Below are 18,689 nucleotides of genomic sequence, written 5' to 3'. Positions count from 1 at the left end.
TGTGAAGCGATATATCCAGAATCAGTCAGGAGGCGCTATCCCTCCCCACCCGGGTGGGGAATCCCGCGCCTTACGTTGAGCACTGAGACGGGAACTTGGGCATTGAGCAGCCAGTAGTGGGCAGCGCCGGGGATCTGCAGGGTGATCCCGCAACTAGGCAAACTGACCCACCACCTGCATGGCAAAACTCAGCACAATAAAGGCCAACCAGGGGGAAAAGTCCAAGCCACCGATGGGGGGAATGATGCCGCGGAAGAGGTTGAGATAGGGATCCGTGAGCTGGCTGAGCACCGACAGGATGGGGTTCGACCAGTTCAGTTGCGGGAACCAGCTCAGCAAAATCCGCACAATCAGCAGGGCATTGTAAATGACGATGAACTGGTAAAGGGAGCGAAACAGCAAAGACGCGGCACTGCCGTAGACCAGCCCCAGAGAGAGGCCGTCTGTCCAAGGGAGCAACAAAGGGCTGAGCATCATGGTTAGAAACAGCGAGGGAACGACTCTTCAACTCATCTCAACTTAAGCGCTGTCAGCAGAGGCAGACCTGATCCAGGAGGGCAACTCAGCCGAGAGACGAGAACACTGGCACCCCTCAGGGGAGAAAGCCAGTGCCGCCTCTAGTTTGGCATGGACAGGGATCCCCTGCTTAAGGCTTTTCCTCGACAGCGCTAGAAGATATTTCCTTGACAAGCAGTTGTGCGCGGGTGGCCTGGATCGCCTCGTTCAACTCGGCAATCTTGGCTTCGAGGGTGCGGCGGGCCTGGGCAATCCGCTCTGTTTCCTGTTCCCACTCCCTCCAGTCGCTGGAGCTGGGCACAGCCGGCTCACCCGAAACTCGGAGGCGCGGCCGCTCAGGAGGGACAGAGGTGCCGTTGAGACGGTCGGGATCGCGGCGCTGGCCTTCGGCGGATCCCTTGCTCAGTCGGGGGGCCAGCACAAAGGCGATCACCCCGCCGATGATCCCGCCCAACACAGCGCCGGCTACCACACCGGCAATGAAGTCACCTTTCTGATCTGCCACGCTTTTGTCCAGCTCGCCAAACTTAAGCTATCTTCTTCTGTTCTACCTTTCCTGTCCTACTCCCGCCAGCAAATTCGGCCAGGGCTGGGGAAGTCGCCAGTGGCTGAGCCGCTCCAGGTGGGCTTGCATCTGTTCCCTCAACTCGGCCAAAGCATGTTGCAGATCGCCGGGCAGGGATCCCAGTGCCGCCTGCCAGAGGTGAGCTGGAGACAAGTCGGGGCTGACCACATGCCACAGCCGCTGTAGCTCCTCAAAGTGAAGGCGGTCATCTTCCGTGAGCGAAAGCACCAACTGGCGGCGCAGCTCGCGGGCCTCTTCCGACATCAAGTAGCGCAAACCCATGCGGGCGGTGGGTACCCAATCCAGCCCCCCATCGCTGCGGGCAATTTGGATCAAATTCTCCAGGCGGTTCCAGCGGAACTTGCCCTCCTTAATCAGCACTTGCAGCAGCCGCTGGCGAATGCGGGGTGACTCGTCCGTCAGCAGGCGCTTGGCCACGTAGGGATAGGCCACGCCAACAATGCGAAACTGGGGATAGAGGCTAAGAGCCACCCCTTCTTGAGTAACCAAAGAGCGGATTACCAACGCAAAGTGGGAGGGCACCTGAAAGGGGTAGCGGTACATCAAATCGGAGAACTGGTCGGTGGCGGTTTTGAAGTTGAAGTTGCCCACCTCCTGGTTCAACACATCCGCCAGCACCGTCTCCAAAGCAGGGATCAGCTCTTGGCGGTTGACATCCGGCTGTAAAAAGCCCAGATGAATAAAATCTTCGATCAAGGCGTTGTAGTCGCGATCCACCAGGTGAACCAGCGCGTCCACCAGGTACTCCTTCATTTCTTCGGTGAGCTGGTCCATCATGCCGAAGTCGATATAGGCCAGGCGGCCATCGGGGAGGGCAAACAGGTTGCCCGGATGGGGGTCGGCGTGGAAAAAGCCGTATTCCAGCAACTGCTTCAGGCCAGCCACCACGCCAATGCGCACCAGTTGTCTGACCTCTAAGTTGGCGGCTCGAATCCGCTCCACATCGGTGAGCTTGATGCCGTCGATCCACTCCAGGGTCAACACCCGGCGGGTGCTGTAGGCCCAAAAGATGCGCGGCACATACACATCGGGATCGCCGCGAAAGTATTCGGCAAAGCGCTCGCAGTTTCGCCCTTCCTGCAGGTAGTCGATCTCCTCAAAGAGCTTGTAACCAAATTCATCCACCACCGCCGTCAAGGTGTTGCCCAGGTTCAGGGGCAGCCAAGGACCCAGCCAGGTGGAGGCCCAGCGGATGAGGTACAGATCTAGGCTCAGCCGCTCCCGCAGGTGGGGCCGCTGCACCTTGACCGCCACCCATTCGCCGCTGTGCAGTTGCGCTTTGTAAACTTGGCCCAAGCTGGCGGCGGCCACCGGCTCGGAAGAGATCTGGGCGTAAATTTCGCTAATCGGACGGCCCAACTCTGACTCAATGCGGGCAAACGCCTCCTGGGAAGGAAAGCTGGGCAGTTGATCCTGCAGCTTGGTCAGCTCTTCCAAGTAGTCTTTGCGCACCAAGTCCGGTCGTGTCGAGAGGGCCTGCCCCACCTTGATGAAGGTGGGCCCTAGGTCGGTGAGCAGCTTGCGCAACTGCTCTGCCCGCTGGGGCACCTTGCGATCGCCCTGCCCCCAAAGCTGATCCCAGCGCAGACAGAGGACGAACCAGAGAAAGGGCCAGAGAATGGCCAGCGCCCGACCGATCACTTGCGGCAGGCGCCAGCGGTAGTAACGAGCAATAAATTGCGGATCGTAAACTTCTAGGTCGGCAACCGAGGAAATCCTGTTCAGCACGCTCAAGGGATCTCACAATCTGTTTTTAAAGCTCTCAATAGTTATCGTAATCTATCGTAATGGCAAAAGCCTCTTGATTCCTCTTCATCTTGCCTAACAGCGCCTCCTCAGCGCTCGCCGGCCAGGTTCTTGGCCAGAGCCGACCTCCCCCGATCAAATGACGGTGTTGTCCGGGATCACCGAGTCCTTGATGATGGTGACGATGCCATTGCTGATCCAGATCCCTTCCTCTTCCCGCTGCGCTTCGCTGACGTGATCCTTGTTGAGGATGCGGACGTTGCGCCCGATGCGGGCGTTCTTGTCTACGATGGCGTTGACAATGTGGGAGTTGGCGCCGATGCCCACCGGTGGGATCCCGGCCTCCAGCTTGGCCTGCCGCTCTTCTGCCGACTCGTAGTAATCGGCCCCCATGACGAGGGTGTTTTCTATGATGGTGTTGGCTTCCAGGCGGCTGCGAATGCCGATGATGGAATTGCGAATTTGGGCATTTTTGATGATACAGCCGTCGGCAATCATGGAGTTGACAATGTGGGAATCGAGGATCTTGTTGGGGGGCAAAAAGCGCGGACGGGTGTAGATGGGCATTTCGCTGTCAAAGAAGCTAAAAGGCGGGTTGGGCTGCTGCACCAGCGCCAGGTTGGCGCGGTAGAAGGCCTCGATGGTGCCGATGTCTTCCCAATACCCCTTGAAGAGGTAGGCCTGCAGGTGGTACTTGCCAACGGCTGCCGGCAGCACCTCTTTGCCGAAGTCGGTGTGCTCCTTCACCTGCAGCATCTCGATGAGGGCTTCCCGCCGGAATACGTAGATTCCCATCGAGGCAATGTAGGGCTTGGCCTTGGCCTCTTCCGGGCTAAGGCCGAGGGCTTGGGTATCGACCCGGCAGGCTTGCAGCAGCTCCCCTTGCGGCTTTTCCTTGAAATCGACAATGCGACCGTTCTCGCCGATCTTGAGCAAGCCAAAACCTGAGGCCACTTTTTCTTCGCAAGGGAGCACCGCCAGCGTCACATCGGCTCCGGTCTGCCGGTGATGGTGGATGAAGGGGCGGTAGTCCATGCGGTAGAGGTGATCCCCAGATAGGATGAGGAAGTCCCGTGGCTTCCAGGAGTCCATCAGCCAGAGATATTGGCGCACAGCATCGGCAGTGCCCTGAAACCAATCGGGGTTATCGGGCGTTTGTTGGGCCGCTAAAATATCCACAAAGCCGCCTGTGAAGGGGGACATGCGGTAGGTGTTGATGATGTGGCGGTTGAGGGAGGCGGAGTTGAACTGGGTGAGGACGTAGATTTTGTCGATATCGGAATTGATGCAGTTGCTAACCGGGATGTCGATGAGGCGATACTTGCCTGCCAGAGGCACAGCAGGTTTAGCACGGCGCTTGGTCAGGGGATAAAGTCGGGTGCCACGCCCACCGCCCAGGATAATCGCCAGTACATCGCGCATGGTTGTCCTCCACCAGGCTACACCCAATAGCATAGACTGCTGCGGGGGCACCTGACCCAATCTGACTGAGGGGAATCGGGAAACCGGAAGCAGCTGAAACAAATTCTGGGGAAGCGGATGGCACGCGTCCTGGCTTTTACCAACAATAAAGGGGGCACCGGCAAGTCCACCCTCTGCGTCCACGCGGCCCAGTTAACGGCTCAACGGGGCTACCGAGTTCTGCTCATCGATCTCACCTCCCAGGCCACCGCCAGCAGCTTTTACCTGGAAGAGGTGGGATCCCTGCCCCCCGAGGAAACAGTCTGGGCCAGCTTGCACCCGCAGCATCGATGCTCTTTGGAAGAGGTGATCTATTGCACCGACAAGGGGGTGGATGTGGCGCCCTCCCACAGCACCATGGCGGAAGTGGCGGCCCAATTGGCGGCTGCCGGCGATGCAGGGCAACACCTGTTGCAGCACCAGTTGGATCCCTTGCTGCCGGATTACGATTTTATCTTTCTCGATACGCCGGGGGAACTGAATGCCCTCACGGCCAACGCCCTGCGGGCAGCCCAGCGGGTGTTGATCCCGACCCGGCTCAACCGCGCCGATTTCTCCTGTACAGAGGTGACCCTACGCTACATTGAGACCCTGAAAGGTCAGTTGAGCCAGGCCCGTGCTGTCTTGACCATGCTGGACGACCGCTACTTGCCGGGGGGCATCTGGTCGGGATCCCATACCGGGCAACTGTATGTGCAAGCGCAACAGATTTTTGCGGATGTGCTTTCACCCGTTACCATTCCAGATAGCAGCGATTTGCGCACCGCTTTTGACTACGGCTTGACGGTCATGGACTATCGGCCTGGCTCGGTGGTGTGTCAGCGATTGGTGCAGTTTGTCGAACATGAGGTGCTCTTGTGACTGGATCGAACCGTAGCCTCTTTCCTTCTTCAGGAGAAACTTCCCGCACTCGGCGCAAGGCCAGTGCTAAAACCAGTTCAGAGCCCACCTCTGCAGAATCTACTCCCACGGGCGAGGAGCCGACAACGATGTCTTCTCAGTCTCCTACAGAACCAGCCCCAGAATCGCCAGAAATTGCAACTCTCAAAAGCCAACTGGCCGAAGCTCAACAACGCTTGCAGGACTACCAAAACAAAGTCTCTGCCTTGCAAGCTCAGCTTGAGCAAGTCACTGCCCATCGGGACGAATTGCAGAAGGCGCTGGCCCAGTTGCAGGCGGTGGCAGACGAGCGGGCCAAGACCATTCAGGAACTGCAAAGCCGCCGAGGACAAGCTCCACTCCCGGCTAGGCCCCAACCCTCCGCTTCCCCGCTGCAGGCGCAGAAGAAGATCATGAATCGGCCCATCTTCGACAATGTGTCGCCCACCGACGAAGATATGCCGCCCTACATGCTGGACTAGGCAGTGGGTACTATCCTGGATTGCACCCGAGGAAAGAAGGGTGTAGGGTTAGGGATCCCTGTCTGCTCGGTTGCCGTTCTGGTCTTCACGCTATGACTTCATCCCAGGCGAAGATGACTGTTTCTTGCGATGCCATTCCGCCCCATGGGGGCACTTTGGTTAACCGCATTGCCCCGCCCGAGCAGGCGCAAGAGCTGCGCTCCAAAGCTGAACACTGCCCCATCCTCTACCTCGACGAGCGGGCTCAGTCGGATCTGGAGATGATCGCCATTGGGGGCTTTAGCCCGCTCACCGGCTTCATGGGGCGGGCAGATTACCAGTCGGTTCTGGAGACGATGCATCTGGCCAATGGCCTGGCTTGGTCGCTGCCGGTGACGCTGCCGGTTGCTGCCGAGATAGCCGCCGATCTCAAGGAAGGGCAGACCATTGCCCTGGCCAACGGCGAGGGCAGGCTCTTGGGCCTGTTGGAATTGACCGAGAAGTTCACCTACGACAAAACCCGCGAAGCGCAGCAGGTCTACCGCACCACCGATGAGCAGCATCCGGGGGTGAAGGTGCTCTACGAACAGGGATCCGTCTATTTGGCTGGCCCTGTAACTCTCTTCCAGCGGGATCCCCATCCCCTTTTCCCGGCCTACCAGATCGACCCGGCTCAGTCGCGGCAACTGTTTCGGGAAAGAGGCTGGAAAACGATCGTCGGCTTTCAAACCCGCAACCCCATCCACCGCGCCCACGAGTACATCCAGAAGTGCGCGCTGGAAATCGTGGACGGGCTGTTTCTCCACCCGCTGGTGGGGGCCACCAAAAGCGACGACATTCCCGCCGAGGTGCGCATGCGCTGCTATGAGGTGCTGATTGAAAAGTACTACCCCAAGGAGCGGGTCATTTTGGCCATCAACCCTGCGGCCATGCGCTATGCCGGCCCGCGGGAAGCCATCTTCCACGCCCTCATTCGCAAAAACTACGGCTGCACCCATTTCATTGTGGGCCGGGATCATGCCGGGGTGGGGAATTACTACGGCCCCTACGATGCACAGTACATTTTCGATGAGTTCCGTCCTGAGGAACTGGGCATCATCCCCCTCAAGTTTGAACACGCCTTCTATTGCACCGTCACCGGCACCATGGCCACGGCCAAGACCAGCCCTAGCCAGCCCCACCAGCGCATCCACCTGTCGGGCACCAAGGTGCGGGAAATGCTGCGCCGCGGCGAGATCCCCCCGCCCGAGTTCTCCCGCCCCGAGGTGGCCCAATTGCTGGCCGAAGCCATGCGTGAGCGCAGTTCGTCGTAGCTTTTGTGATTTCTCTGAGTGGAGGCAAAAGGGTCTGCGACCAACCAGACCCTATGTATTGATAAATTGATAAAGAGACAAAAACCCCACGCCCAAAGGCATGGGGAGGATGCTGCTCTCCTAGGAAACCCTCGTCAGCAAGCTCTCAATGGGCAGCAGCAGACCTCATCCTGCCTCAAAGCGGAGTTGCTCGGGATCCACATAATAGCAGCGGGCATTGTCAACACAGATCAGCGCCCAGCCATTTTGGTCAACATCGACCAACGTATATTCGGATTGAGGGATGAAGTGGCCCTGGTGGTTGCGGGTCTCGCCTTTAACCCAAACAGTCTGACGGTTCATCTTAAAGTTCCTCCAATTTACAGCCAAAAAATCAAAAGCAGGACTCAATTTCAATGCAAGTCAGTGCAAGGAGTGTCACATCAAACAGAACTAGGATGCACCAAACCCCTCGCATCTCCTCAAAGCCCAACCAATCCATAGGCTTGGGTGTGATGCAAGCTAGCTCACAGCGGTGAATAAATACCGTCTTGCGATTTGGTAAGAGAAGTCTAGCACCAACTCTATGAGAATATTGTTAAAAGTTGCAGATTAAATTGACAAGCTCTAGATTTTTCTAAATTCTTGTTGCAAAATTGCGTCAAGCCTGCCTAATTTTCTTCAAATAGCCACTGGTGCATCTTGCTCAGGTGAGGCCAAGCGGGACGGCGCTTCCCTCCCTCTGCCAAGTTGGATTTGACCCCCTCGATCTGCTCGGGATCCCGCGCCAAGATTTGCTTGATGGTCTCCACCTGCTGGCGTACCCCCGTTTTTTTCAGCTCCAGCATCGCCAAAGTCAAGTTCACCCGCGGCTGGGCGTCCACCGGATCCAGCTTCACGGCAGTTTGGGCGGCTTTCAGGGCTTTTTCCGCTTGCCCCTCCAAAAGATAGAGCCAAGACAGGCAAGTCCAGGCTGCTGCCGCCTTCGGGGATCCCTTACAGATAGCCTCAAAGGAAGGGATCAGCGTCTTGGCTGCTTCCCCCGCCTCGTAGCGCCGGATCCCTTCCTGAAACAATTCTTCAATGGCTGCGCTCATCGTTCTCAATTGAGCATAATGACGTATTGACAAATGTGCTGCTTTATGGGTGCAAGGCTATTCTTGCCTGTTCGCCCAGCTGTTGTAGCGCACCGGTGTCGGGGAGAGGGATCCCTTCTCCTTCCGCCAGCCAGAGCCAGTACTCGATGTTGCCGGCAGGGCCGGTGATGGGCGACCAAGTATAGCCCTGCACCTGCCAGCCGCGGGCCACTGCCGCCTGCATTACCGTCTGCAGCACGCGGGCATGGATGGCCGGATCCCGCACGACTCCCTTTTTGCCCACCTGGCCTCGGCCCGCCTCAAACTGGGGCTTGACCAGCAGCAGAGCCTCCCGCGGCGACCGCAACAGCTTCCACAAAGGATCTAACACCTTGGTTAGGGAAATAAAAGAGAGATCCACCACCGCCAGATCCGCCCAGCTTGGGGTGGGCACCTCGGTTCCGTAGAGATCGGCCGGCTGCAGGTGGCGCAAGTTGGTTCGTTCTTTGAGGATCACCCGCGGGTCGGTTCGCAAAGACCAGGCCAACTGCCCATAGCCCACATCCACCCCATAGACCCGCTGGACCCCCTGTTTGAGTAGGCAATCGGTAAAGCCCCCCGTGGAGATGCCCGCATCCAAACAAATACGGCCCTGCACCTGAACAGGAAAGGTCTGCAGCGCCCCCTGCAGCTTTTCTCCCCCCCGCGAGACAAAAGCAGGCTTACACTGGATGTGGATTACGGGATCCCCGCTCACCCAGGCTCCAGCCTTCTCCGCCCGCACCCCATTGAGGAAAACTTCCCCTGCGAGGATGGCGCGCTGGGCCTGCTGGCGGGAAGAGAAATATCCCCGCTCCACCAACCAGCTATCCAGGCGCACCCGCTCGGCCATCTTGCTGCTGTTAACAGCTCCTACCCGATTTTCAATTTCTCAGGATAGGAGAGCGGGATCCCTCTCGACCAGATCTGGCTTGGCGCCAGCAGAAATGGGCGGGGGATTAGCCAAAGCGTCCACTCACGTATTCTTCCGTCTCGCGATTGGCGGGAGAGTTGAAGATCTTCTCGGTGCGGTCAAACTCCACCATGCGTCCGTAGCGAACCCCTTCGTCGTCCACCTCGGTGTTAAAGAAAGCCGTGAAGTCAGACACACGCGCCGCCTGCTGCATGTTGTGGGTGACGATGATGATCGTGTAGCGACGCCCCAATTCCTTCATCAGCTCCTCAATGCGCAGCGTCGAAATGGGATCTAGCGAGGCGCAGGGCTCGTCCATCAGGATCACTTCCGGCTGAATGGCTAAGGTGCGGGCAATGCAGAGGCGCTGCTGTTGTCCGCCGGAGAGGGAAAGGCCGCTCATCTTCAACTTGTCTTTTACCTCATCCCAGAGAACGGCCTGGCGCAACGTACGCTCCACCAGCTCGTCCAGATCCCCCTGATAGCCGTTGATCCGTGGCCCAAAGGCAATGTTGTCGTAGATGGATTTGGGGAAGGGGTTGGGCTTCTGAAACACCAGGCCAACCCGCCGGCGCACCTCGGAGGGATCCACATCAGGGTCATAGATATTTTTCCCGTGAAAAATGACCGAGCCTTCTACCCTTGCACCCGGGATGAGATCGTTCATGCGGTTGAAGCAGCGCAAGATGGTGCTCTTGCCGCAGCCTGAGGGGCCAATAAAGGCTGTGATGTGATTTTTCGGGATCTTCAGGGAAACCTGCTTAACCGCTAGGTGGGAGCCGTAGTAGACGCTCAAATCCCGCGTCTCTAGTTCAACCTCCAAACGGGTGGATTTCTCAGGAGAGCCGGACTTGTCAGAGAGTGGAGAGCGCATAGGAGTACCGAAGGAGATAATGTCACTGCAAAGCCTAGATTGAGAAAGAAACAGGTGAGAGGGATTAGATGGTGATGGTTTCCTGCCGACGACTGACGATGAGCCGGAAACTGACCGTGGTGATCAACACCAAAATCACCAGAGCCAAAGCCCCTCCCCAGGCAATCTTCTGCTGGTTTTCAAAAGGAACGAGGGCAAAGTTGTAGATCAACACAGCCAGTGAAGCTACTGGCTTTAACAGACCGCTGGGCCAGAGGAAGCTAAACAAAGCAGTGAAGATCAGGGGCGCCGTCTCACCCGCAGCGCGGGCAATAGCCAACGTCACCCCCGTCAGGATCACCGGCAGAGCTGCCGGCAACACCACGCGAAACACCGTCTGCACCCGCGAAGCCCCCAGCGCATAGGCAGCAGCCCGCGTATCTGCCGGCACCAGGCGCAGCGCCTCTTCACAAGACAAAATAATGATAGGCAGGGTCAACACCGATAAAGCCATCCCGCCGGCGAGGGCCGAGAAGGTCTTGGTGGAGAGCACCAGCACCCCGTAGGCAAACACCCCGGCAATGATAGAGGGAACCCCCGTCAACACCTTGATGATGAAGCGCAGAAAGGAAGCTATAGGTCTGTTCTGGCCAAACTCCGAGAGATAGATGGCAGCAAACAGTCCGATGGGGAAGGTGATGGCGATAGCAATCGACACCACAATAACCGTCCCCAGCACCGCATTGCCAAATCCGCCCACCTGATCGCCGGGAGGAGGGGGAAGTTGGGTCAGCGCTTGCCAGTTCAAGCGCTCGATGCCTCTGGTGAAAACGTAGTAGAGGATGAGAACCAGCACGAAAATGGCAAAGAGGCTGGAGAAAACTGTCAGCGCTGTCATTCCTACATCCAGGAAGACGCGCCGCCAGGACTTTGCTCTGCGCTTGAACAAATTGCCTTGCTCTACCGCCTGAATTTGCGTCGTCATGTTCCTCTACTCCCGCGAAGCTGTCAACGCGAACTTGACACGGCGTATCATCAGCTCCGCCGCAATGTTAACTACCAGAGTGATGGCCAACAAAATCAAGGCCACATACATGAGCGCTGCCACCTGCTCAGGGCCTGCTTCTGCGAACTCGTTGGCCAACAGGGCCGGGATGTTGCTGGCAGGAGCCAGGAGCGAGACGCTAATACCGCGGGCATTACCAATTAGCATCGCCACTGCCATCGTCTCCCCCAAGGCACGTCCCAAACCCAAAACCACCGCCCCTAGCATGCCGCCAATGGCCGCCGGCAGCACAACCCCAAAGATGGCTTCCCAGCGAGTGGCCCCCATCGCATAGGCAGCCGCCCGCAACTCCGGCGGAACGGCCACCAGCACTTCCCTGGCAATGGCAGTGATGATGGGGATGATCATGATCCCCAAGACAACCCCTGCCGTCAGCATCCCCGGCCCCACCGGTGGCGTACTGAAAATGGGCAACCACCTGAAGTTCTGGAACAGGAACATCTGAATCGGGCGAAAGAAGGGAATGAAGATAAACAACCCCCAAATGCCGTAGACCACGCTGGGAATGGCTGCCAGCAGCTCCACCACGATGATCAAGACTGTGCGCAAAGACTTGGGCAGAAAGTCCTCACTCAAAAAGATGGAGATGCCGAAGCTAAAAGGAACGCCCACGATCAGGGCAATCAGAGAAGTCACCAGGGTGCCGTAGATCTGGGGCCAAGCGCCGTAGTTGTTCTCAACAGGATCCCAGGTGGTGCCCCAGAAAAAGCCCAGCCCGAACTTCTGAATGGCAGGTAGCGACTGGATCCCAATCTCCAGGGCAATCCACAACAGCAGCAAAGCCGAGAAAAAGACGGCAATCCGCGTTGCCCAGATGAACAACCAGTCGCGCCGGCGCTGGAAGACGGGCCGGGGCCGAAATAGAGAACTGCTCTCTGAAGAAAAAGTAGTGGTCATCTGCCGAGTAGGAGGTACCAACTTTTACGGCGTGATGTTTTCTAGGGCAGCCAGAGCTTTCTGCCGCGTTTCTTCCGGCAAGGGCACATAGCCCAGCGGCTCCGCGAAGGATTGCCCTTCCGTGAGGCCGTAGCGGAGAAACTCCTTGACAGCTTTGGAGGTTTCAGCTTTGGGGTAGACTTTGTAGGCCAAGATCCACGTGTAGCCCACAATGGGGTAGGAGTCTTCCCCGGCGGGATCCGGGTCAACCCCCAACAGCCGCTCGTCAAGCTTGATTCTGGCCAGTGCCGCCTGCTCCGTCTCAACTTTGGGGGTGACGAACTTGCCCGACCGGTTTTCCAGGCGAGCGATGTTCAGGTTGTTGAGCTTGGCGAAGCCGAACTCCACATAGCCAATCGCGCCAGGGATCTGCTTAATCTGCTCGGAAACGCCTTCGTTACCGCGAGCTCCCACCCCGGTTGGCCAGTTCACGGAAGAGCCACGACCCACTTTTTGCCGCCATTCCGGGCTAATGGCGTTGAGGTGGGTGGTAAAGATGTCGGTGGTGCCGCTGCCGTCGGAGCGGTGCACAACGGTAATCGGCAAATCCGGGAAAGTCACCCCTGGATTAAGGCCAGCCAGCAGCGGATCGTTCCAGTTCTTAATTTTGCCCAAGAAGATATTTACCAGCGCTAGGCGAGAGAGGCGAATTTCGGGGCCCACGCCGGGGATGTTGTAGGCTGCCACCACTGCCCCCCCCACCATCGGCACGGCCACCATGCCCTTGGGAGGGTTGGCTTCACTCTCGATCTGGCTGATCTCTTCGGGACGCGGCACACTGTCGCTGGCGCCGAAATCGACAGTGCGAGCCACAAATTGCCGCCGCCCGGCACCGCTCCCCACCGACTGATAGTTGACTTGGATGTTGGGGTTTTTCTTGCCAAATTCTTGAGCCCAAGTTTGGTAGATGGGAGCCGGGAAAGTAGCTCCAGCGCCGTTGATGGTTACGGTCTGCTGAGCAAATACCCGCTGCCAATTTGCCTGGCTGGCCACAAACCCAGCAACCGTGGCAGAGACGGACTTCAGGAAAGAACGACGTCCCAAGGAGCGCAGCATCAACATACAGAAATCTCCCAGATGAAGATGGTGTCTCGATCCAACTCTGAGTGCTCTAACCTCAGAACCTGCTCAAGCCGGGCTGATCTCAAAAAAACAAGGGATCCCGTTAAAGACCCTTGCCACTCTGGTTCTTGTCGTTAATGTAATATAACGTTTATCCTTTTTGGTTAACGTGAGGTTAAAATCAGGTTATTTCTGTCTGTAGCTAGTCTCCCTTGTCGCTCTTTCCAGGGATCCCTTGCAGGGGAGAATACCCTCGATCGAGGAAACGCGGCGTGAAGACCCCCGGATTCAAGGGCCTACGGCTGGGCTCTGGGGCCGGCTGAGTTTTCCGAGCTCTTTGGGCTGACATCAGCTTGGCAAATGCTTAGAATGAAAGGCTGTCGAGAAAATCAGTGCTTTCCTCCATGGCTAAACGTAACGTGCAGGTTATGCTGCGCCAGGCGATCCCGGGCTTGGGCAGCCCCGGAGAGGTGGTGAGTGTCAAGCCTGGCTACGCCCGCAACTACCTTTTCCCGCGGCAGATGGCGGTGCGGCTTACGCCTGGGCTTCTCAAGGAGCAGCAGATGCGTCGGGAGCAGGAAGCTGCCCGCAAATTGGCGGAGAAGCAGCAGGCGGAAAACTACAAGAAGGCTTTGGAGACCATCGGTCGCTTTGTCATCCGCAAGAAAGTGGGCGAAAAGGATTTGCTCTTCGGGCAAGTGACCACCACCGACATTGCCGAGGTGGTGCTGGCCACCAGCGGCCTGGATATCGATCGCCGTAACATCCTGCTCAACGAGGAGATCAAGAAAACTGGGGTTTACCTGGTGCAAGTGAAGCTGCACCCAGAAGTAACAGCCACGCTGCGCATTCAGGTCACGCCTGAGTGAGAGAGAAATCCTAGGGGGCAATGGGAGATAGCAAGTAAAGCTGGGCCTGGCTGCTTAAGGTGCTCGGCCAAGCAGCTGGCTAGTGTGGAGCTGGGTTGGTTTTTCTATCCTGGCTGGTGGTGATCAGCGATTACGACTTGACAGGTGGGGATCGGCTTCCGCCTCAAAACATAGAGGCTGAGGAGGAGATCCTGGGGGCTATTCTTCTCGATCCCGAGGCATTGGCCCGGGTGGTGGAGTTCCTGCGTCCCGAGATGTTTTACCTCTCGGCCCATCAGGAAATCTACCGGGCTGCCCTGCATCTGCACAGCCAAGGCCAACCCACCGATCTGATGACGGTTTCTGCCTGGCTGGCGGATCACCACCTTCTGGAGCGGGTGGGGGGGACAGGGGCAATTCGTCGTCTGCTGGAGCAAACGGTTAGCAGCGTCAACATTGACCAGTACGCCCGCCTGGTGGTGGACAAATACATGCGCCGCCAGTTGATCCAGGTGAGCAACACCCTGGCTCGTCTGGCCTACGACACCAGCCAGCCCCTGTCTCAGGTGATGGATCAGGCGGAGCAGCAGGTGTTTGCCCTCACCCAAGAGCGAGTGCAGCGCAGCCTCATCCCTGCTTCTGAGGTTTTGGTGAACATCTTCTCGGATCTGGAGGAGAAGTTCCAGAGCGGGGCTCAGATCCCTGGGATCCCGACCAAATTCATCGACCTGGACAACCTGACCCAGGGCCTGCAACGCTCGGATCTGGTGATCTTGGCCGGTCGCCCCTCGATGGGGAAAACCAGCTTGGCCCTTAATATTGCCCAAAATGTAGCCGCCTACGTCAGGCAGCCGGTGGCCATTTTCAGTCTAGAGATGTCGCGGGAGCAACTGGTGCAGCGGCTTTTGGCCAGCGAGGCCCGCATCGACAGCAGCCGCCTGCGCGCGGGGCGCATCAGCGAGCACGAGTGGCAGCGTCTGGGGCAGGCGATTGGCTTTTTGTCGCAACTGCCCCTGTTTATCGACGACACTCCCGATTGCACCGTTACGGAGATTCGCTCTAAGGCGCGGCGCTTGCAGGCGGAGCAAGGAGGAACGTTGGGGCTGGTGTTGATCGACTACTTGCAACTGATGCAGGCATCCGCCGCCGACAACCGAGTACAGGAGCTGTCGCGCATCACCCGCGGCCTCAAGGCACTGGCCAAAGAGCTGATGGTGCCGGTGCTGGTGCTCTCTCAGCTCAGCCGGGCAGTGGAGTCGCGCTCCGATAAGCGTCCGCAACTGGCAGATCTGCGGGAATCCGGCTGCCTGGCGGGGGATACTCAGGTGATGGACGTGGATCGGGGCAAGCTCTGGCGGCTGGAACAACTGGCGGCCCTGCCAGCCTCAGCAGAACTGCCCCGCTTGCTCAGCCTCAACGGGCGCGGGCGCCTGGTGCCCCAACAGCCGGTGAAGGTGTTTTGCAGTGGCCGACAGCCCACCTGCCTTCTGAAAACCCGCCTCAATTTCTCCATTCGCGCCACCGGTACCCATCCCTTTTTGACGCCAGAGGGATGGAAAACCCTCGACGAGCTGCAACTGGAAGAGGAAGTAGCCGTGGTGGTGCAGGAGGGGTTGATTTGGGATCCGGTGGTGTCGATTAGCGAGCCGGGGGAGCCGCAGCCGGTTTACGACATCGAAATGCCCCGCCACCACAACTTTGTGGCCAACGGCCTGCTGGTACACAACAGCATCGAGCAGGACGCCGATGTGGTGATGATGATCTACCGCCCGGAGTACTACGATCCCAACACCAGCGATCGCGGCATTGCCGAGGTGATCATCGCCAAGCACCGCAACGGCCCCACCGGCACCGTGCGCCTTTTGTTTGAAAGCCAGTACACCCAGTTTCGCAACCTGGCGGATCCCTATCGCTAAAGGCAAACCCGCTGGTGCCTGGTTCCCCCGGCAATTCCAAGAGCAAGGCAGGGGGGTGTTAGCTTAGGATAGCTGACAGCTTCAGCCGAGTTTGGCCACTGCCCTCTTTATCCTCTCATGTTTAAAAACGTTTTAATTGCAACCGATTGCCAAGATGGCCTGCAAAGGTTTGGCAAGTGCTTAGATGCCCTACACAGCAACGGCATTCAACGCCTTGTTTTCTTGCACAGCCTGATTTGGAAAGATGACGATATCGGCCTTCCCGAAGACCCCACCCCCAAAATAGAAACCAAGAAGGCCCAGTTTCGCCAGCTTTTGGGCACCATTCCGGAGGGGCTGGAGGCTAAGGTTTTGGTGCAGGTGGGCCAGCCGGTGGATCTGATTTTAAAAGGGATCCAAACTTACAGCTCCGACCTGCTGATCACCGGCATGGGGATCCACAACCTGCTCACCGAAAAACTGTTTGGCAGCACCACCGTGGAGCTGCTGCCTAGGTTGAACATCCCCCTGCTGGTGATGCGCCCGCAACTGCTGGCCGTCTTTACCCTCGAGGAGCTGCGCCTGCGCAGCCGCCACCTATTTCGCTCTCTCCTGGTGCCTTTTGACTTTGAGGAGCCGCGCCGGCAACTGCTCAGCCGTCTCGGCCAACTGCTGCCGGGGACTTCCCAGTGCCAATCGGTTACCCTGCTCTATGTGGTGGATCCCAGCGCCCGCCGCAACCAGGGAACGCCGGTGGAGGTGCTCAAACGCAAGGCTGAGGCCGATTTGGCTCAGGTAGTCGGGCCGTTGAGCGAGCAGGTGCAGCCGCTGCAGGTGCGGGCCCTGGTACGGGTGGGATCGCCGCTGCAGGAGATCCTGGCCACCGCTGCAGCCGAGGACGTAACTGCCATCGCCACCGCCTCTCCGCGGGTGGGCAGCTTTTGGGAGTGGTCGGTTCGCAGCCTCACTGGCGAGATCCTGCGGCAAAGTTGGCATCCGGTGTTGTTTTTCCCACGCGGGTCTTTGGCCCAGTAGAGCTGCTCAATCCCCTAGCTATGGCCGACCCAACCCAAAGCTTGCGAGAACTGTTGCAGGCGGTGGCTCAAGGGAGGCTCTCTCCCGATCAAGCCCTGCAAGCCTGTCGCTTTCTGCCCTTCGAGACAGTGGGAGACTTCGCCCGCGTGGATCACCACCGCCCCTTGCGCACGGGCTTTCCCGAAGCAGTGTGGGGGCCGGGCAAAACCCCTGAGCAAATTGCCCAGATCCTGGAACGGCTGCACCGGCAGGGATCCCTGGCTTTGGCCACCCGCGTTGAGGCCCAGGTGTACGCCCAGATCCGCTGCCGCTTGCCCCAGGTACAGTATTCCGAGGTGGCCCGTCTGTGTTGGATCCCTCCCCAAAAGGCGCTCAGCCATCCCGGTCAGATTAGCGTGATCTCCGCTGGCACCGCCGATGTGCCGGTAGCCGAAGAGGCCGCTCTCACCGCCGAGCTTTGCGGGTTTGCGGTCAAGCGCCTCTGGGATGTGGGGGTGGCCGGGATCCATCGCCTGTTGCACCACCGCGCCGCCCTGGAAGCCGATGTGCTGATTGTGGTGGCGGGCATGGAAGGGGCCTTGGCCAGCGTGGTAGCCGGCCTGGCGGACTGTCCGGTAATCGCCGTGCCCACCAGCATCGGCTACGGGGCCAGCTTCCAAGGTTTGGCTGCCCTGCTGACCATGCTTAACTCTTGTGCAGCGGGGGTGGGAGTGGTGAACATCGACAATGGCTTTGGGGCGGCCATTTTGGCAGGCCAGATCCTACGCTGTGGACAACGGCTGGCGGCGCGATTGCCTTCGCCTGCCCCCCCCTGAGGAGAGAGAAGGTTAAGAAATGTAAAACGATCCTGAGCCGGACAAGCTATACTCGGGCCATGCTGGGGTTTTGGATTTCTCCGCTGGGAGGCTGTTGCCAAGAATTGAGGGATGGATCCCTTCTCCAGGTATCTTTTGTCAGGTGTCTTTGGGGCGCTTCCTCAACGACAACGACCCTAAAAATCTCCTGGAAGGGGTTGTCGATAGATCTGGGATAGCGGTCTGGGGTTAGCTGCACTGAACGAACGATTTTTTACCAGGTTACATGAAGCTTGCTGCTATGTCAATTGAGGCAATAGATACCACTGTGGCTTTTGCTCAAGGGATAATTCAGTCCTTCACTTGGACAGATCTCTTTTTGGTGGTGGCTCTGGTGTTTTTGGAAGCGGCCCTCTCCGCCGATAACGCCGTTGCCCTGGCGGCTTTGGTCAAGCATTTGCCCACTCCTCAGCAACAAAATCGCGCTTTGCGCTGGGGCATTATCGGTGCCTATGGTTTTCGCATCGCCATTGTGTTTGCAGCGGTTTGGCTGGTGGAGTATCCGCCCGCTCAGTTTCTCGGGGCCTGTTACCTGCTCTGGCTGGCCTGGCAGCATTTTTGCGGGGAAGAAGAAGGATCCGAGCAAGACATCACCCGCCAGGCTAATTTTTGGCAAACCCTGGTGATGGTAGAGCTAACGGATCTAGTCTTTTCTTTCGACAGCATCGCCGCTTCGGTGGGCGTCTCCCGCAAGGCTTGGGTGATCATCCTCGGCGGCATTCTCGGCATCACCTTGATGCGCTACATGGCCTCTTTGTTTTTGCGCTGGCTGGATGAGTTTTCCCGCCTAGAAGATGCTGCCTTTGCCATCATCGCCCTGGTGGGAAGCCTCATGCTGCTGGAGGTGTTTTTCCCCCAAGTTGAGCTCCCGGAATGGGGGATGGTGGTGGCTGTGCTGCCTTTGTTTGTCTGGGGCTTTTCGCAGCGTACAAGCTCCTGCGCGGCAGCCGATGAACAGCCGCAGCCGACCCTGGCCGATCTCAGAGAGTTGCACCCGACCGAAGGGATCCCTGCCAGCCTAGCTCCCCTGCCTGAGGCCGAGCCTGCTCCCGAGCTACAGCCGGACTAAGGGGCCTCACGGACAGCTTGTTCCGGATCCCTGGACCTGGGAGGTCTGGTGGAGAAGGAGGATCTAAGCCTAAGAGACGAAGGCTGGCAGGTGCTCCGTAGC

The 18,689-nt window shown here is 58.3% G+C and carries 19 protein-coding genes; 8 read left to right on the top strand and 11 right to left on the bottom strand.

The genetic code is table 11. From position 1 onward, the window contains the following. Positions 1-153: 153 nt before the first annotated feature. The 4 genes from NW845_RS02445 to NW845_RS02430 form a co-directional block, all read right to left on the bottom strand. Positions 154-477 (bottom strand): YggT family protein, encoded by a 324-nt coding sequence (locus tag NW845_RS02445; protein WP_414365791.1) that lies wholly within the window; start codon positions 475-477, stop codon positions 154-156. 169 nt (positions 478-646) lie between these two features. Beyond that, positions 647-1,021 (bottom strand): hypothetical protein, encoded by a 375-nt coding sequence (locus tag NW845_RS02440; protein ID WP_414333591.1) that lies wholly within the window; start codon positions 1,019-1,021, stop codon positions 647-649. A gap of 42 nt (positions 1,022-1,063) precedes the next feature. After that, on the bottom strand, positions 1,064-2,830 hold the full coding sequence (locus NW845_RS02435; RefSeq protein ID WP_414376659.1) for an ABC1 kinase family protein: 1,767 nt from the start codon (positions 2,828-2,830) through the stop codon (positions 1,064-1,066). A gap of 153 nt (positions 2,831-2,983) precedes the next feature. Continuing rightward, complete coding sequence (locus NW845_RS02430) at positions 2,984-4,270, bottom strand: glucose-1-phosphate adenylyltransferase (protein ID WP_414372088.1); 1,287 nt, start codon at positions 4,268-4,270, stop codon at positions 2,984-2,986. A 117-nt stretch (positions 4,271-4,387) separates the two neighbouring features. Here NW845_RS02430 and NW845_RS02425 point away from each other — a divergent pair, with 117 nt between their 5' ends. The 3 genes from NW845_RS02425 to sat all read left to right on the top strand — a co-directional run bounded on the left by NW845_RS02425 (position 4,388) and on the right by sat (position 6,962). After that, positions 4,388-5,170: a ParA family protein gene (locus NW845_RS02425; RefSeq protein ID WP_414365794.1), complete on the top strand. Its 783-nt coding sequence runs from the start codon at positions 4,388-4,390 to the stop codon at positions 5,168-5,170. Between the two features lie 128 nt (positions 5,171-5,298). Then, positions 5,299-5,670 (top strand): hypothetical protein, encoded by a 372-nt coding sequence (locus tag NW845_RS02420; RefSeq protein WP_414333585.1) that lies wholly within the window; start codon positions 5,299-5,301, stop codon positions 5,668-5,670. 113 nt (positions 5,671-5,783) lie between these two features. Next, complete coding sequence (gene sat / locus NW845_RS02415; RefSeq protein ID WP_414365795.1) at positions 5,784-6,962, top strand: sulfate adenylyltransferase; 1,179 nt, start codon at positions 5,784-5,786, stop codon at positions 6,960-6,962. Positions 6,963-7,127: 165 nt separating this feature from the next. Here the strand turns inward: sat and NW845_RS02410 are convergent, their stop codons facing one another. The 7 genes from NW845_RS02410 to pstS form a co-directional block, all read right to left on the bottom strand. Continuing rightward, on the bottom strand, positions 7,128-7,304 hold the full coding sequence (locus tag NW845_RS02410; protein WP_414333583.1) for a hypothetical protein: 177 nt from the start codon (positions 7,302-7,304) through the stop codon (positions 7,128-7,130). Between the two features lie 308 nt (positions 7,305-7,612). Further along, on the bottom strand, positions 7,613-8,038 hold the full coding sequence (locus tag NW845_RS02405; RefSeq protein ID WP_414333582.1) for a hypothetical protein: 426 nt from the start codon (positions 8,036-8,038) through the stop codon (positions 7,613-7,615). Positions 8,039-8,081: 43 nt separating this feature from the next. Further along, positions 8,082-8,909, bottom strand: coding sequence for a TlyA family RNA methyltransferase (locus tag NW845_RS02400; protein WP_414376658.1), 828 nt, complete (start codon positions 8,907-8,909; stop codon positions 8,082-8,084). Between the two features lie 106 nt (positions 8,910-9,015). Next, the gene (pstB, locus tag NW845_RS02395) at positions 9,016-9,843 is read right to left on the bottom strand and encodes a phosphate ABC transporter ATP-binding protein PstB (protein ID WP_414376657.1); all 828 of its coding nucleotides are present in this window, start codon (positions 9,841-9,843) and stop codon (positions 9,016-9,018) included. Positions 9,844-9,907: 64 nt separating this feature from the next. Next, the gene (gene pstA / locus NW845_RS02390) at positions 9,908-10,807 is read right to left on the bottom strand and encodes a phosphate ABC transporter permease PstA (protein ID WP_414376655.1); all 900 of its coding nucleotides are present in this window, start codon (positions 10,805-10,807) and stop codon (positions 9,908-9,910) included. Between the two features lie 6 nt (positions 10,808-10,813). Then, positions 10,814-11,785 (bottom strand): phosphate ABC transporter permease subunit PstC, encoded by a 972-nt coding sequence (gene pstC, locus NW845_RS02385; protein WP_414365798.1) that lies wholly within the window; start codon positions 11,783-11,785, stop codon positions 10,814-10,816. Between the two features lie 24 nt (positions 11,786-11,809). Further along, positions 11,810-12,886, bottom strand: a complete 1,077-nt coding sequence (gene pstS, locus NW845_RS02380; protein WP_414376653.1) for a phosphate ABC transporter substrate-binding protein PstS — start codon at positions 12,884-12,886, stop codon at positions 11,810-11,812. A gap of 404 nt (positions 12,887-13,290) precedes the next feature. Between pstS and rplI the strand changes: the two genes are divergently transcribed. From rplI to NW845_RS02355, 5 genes are all read left to right on the top strand, one after another. Then, complete coding sequence (gene rplI, locus NW845_RS02375; protein WP_414365800.1) at positions 13,291-13,755, top strand: 50S ribosomal protein L9; 465 nt, start codon at positions 13,291-13,293, stop codon at positions 13,753-13,755. A 137-nt stretch (positions 13,756-13,892) separates the two neighbouring features. Then, entirely contained in the window at positions 13,893-15,650 is a 1,758-nt protein-coding gene (gene dnaB / locus NW845_RS02370; RefSeq protein ID WP_414372101.1) for a replicative DNA helicase, read from the top strand. Between the two features lie 117 nt (positions 15,651-15,767). After that, the gene (locus NW845_RS02365; protein WP_414376651.1) at positions 15,768-16,664 is read left to right on the top strand and encodes a universal stress protein; all 897 of its coding nucleotides are present in this window, start codon (positions 15,768-15,770) and stop codon (positions 16,662-16,664) included. A gap of 20 nt (positions 16,665-16,684) precedes the next feature. Beyond that, the gene (gene larB / locus NW845_RS02360) at positions 16,685-17,479 is read left to right on the top strand and encodes a nickel pincer cofactor biosynthesis protein LarB (protein ID WP_414376649.1); all 795 of its coding nucleotides are present in this window, start codon (positions 16,685-16,687) and stop codon (positions 17,477-17,479) included. A 265-nt stretch (positions 17,480-17,744) separates the two neighbouring features. Then, on the top strand, positions 17,745-18,587 hold the full coding sequence (locus NW845_RS02355) for a TerC family protein (RefSeq protein WP_414376648.1): 843 nt from the start codon (positions 17,745-17,747) through the stop codon (positions 18,585-18,587). The last annotated feature ends 102 nt before the right edge of the window (positions 18,588-18,689 follow it).

The organism is Synechococcus sp. H60.2 (genome assembly GCF_047462315.1).
In the GTDB taxonomy this organism is placed as follows: Bacteria; Cyanobacteriota; Cyanobacteriia; order Thermostichales; family Thermostichaceae; genus Thermostichus.
This window is presented reverse-complemented; position numbering and strand designations above follow the sequence as displayed.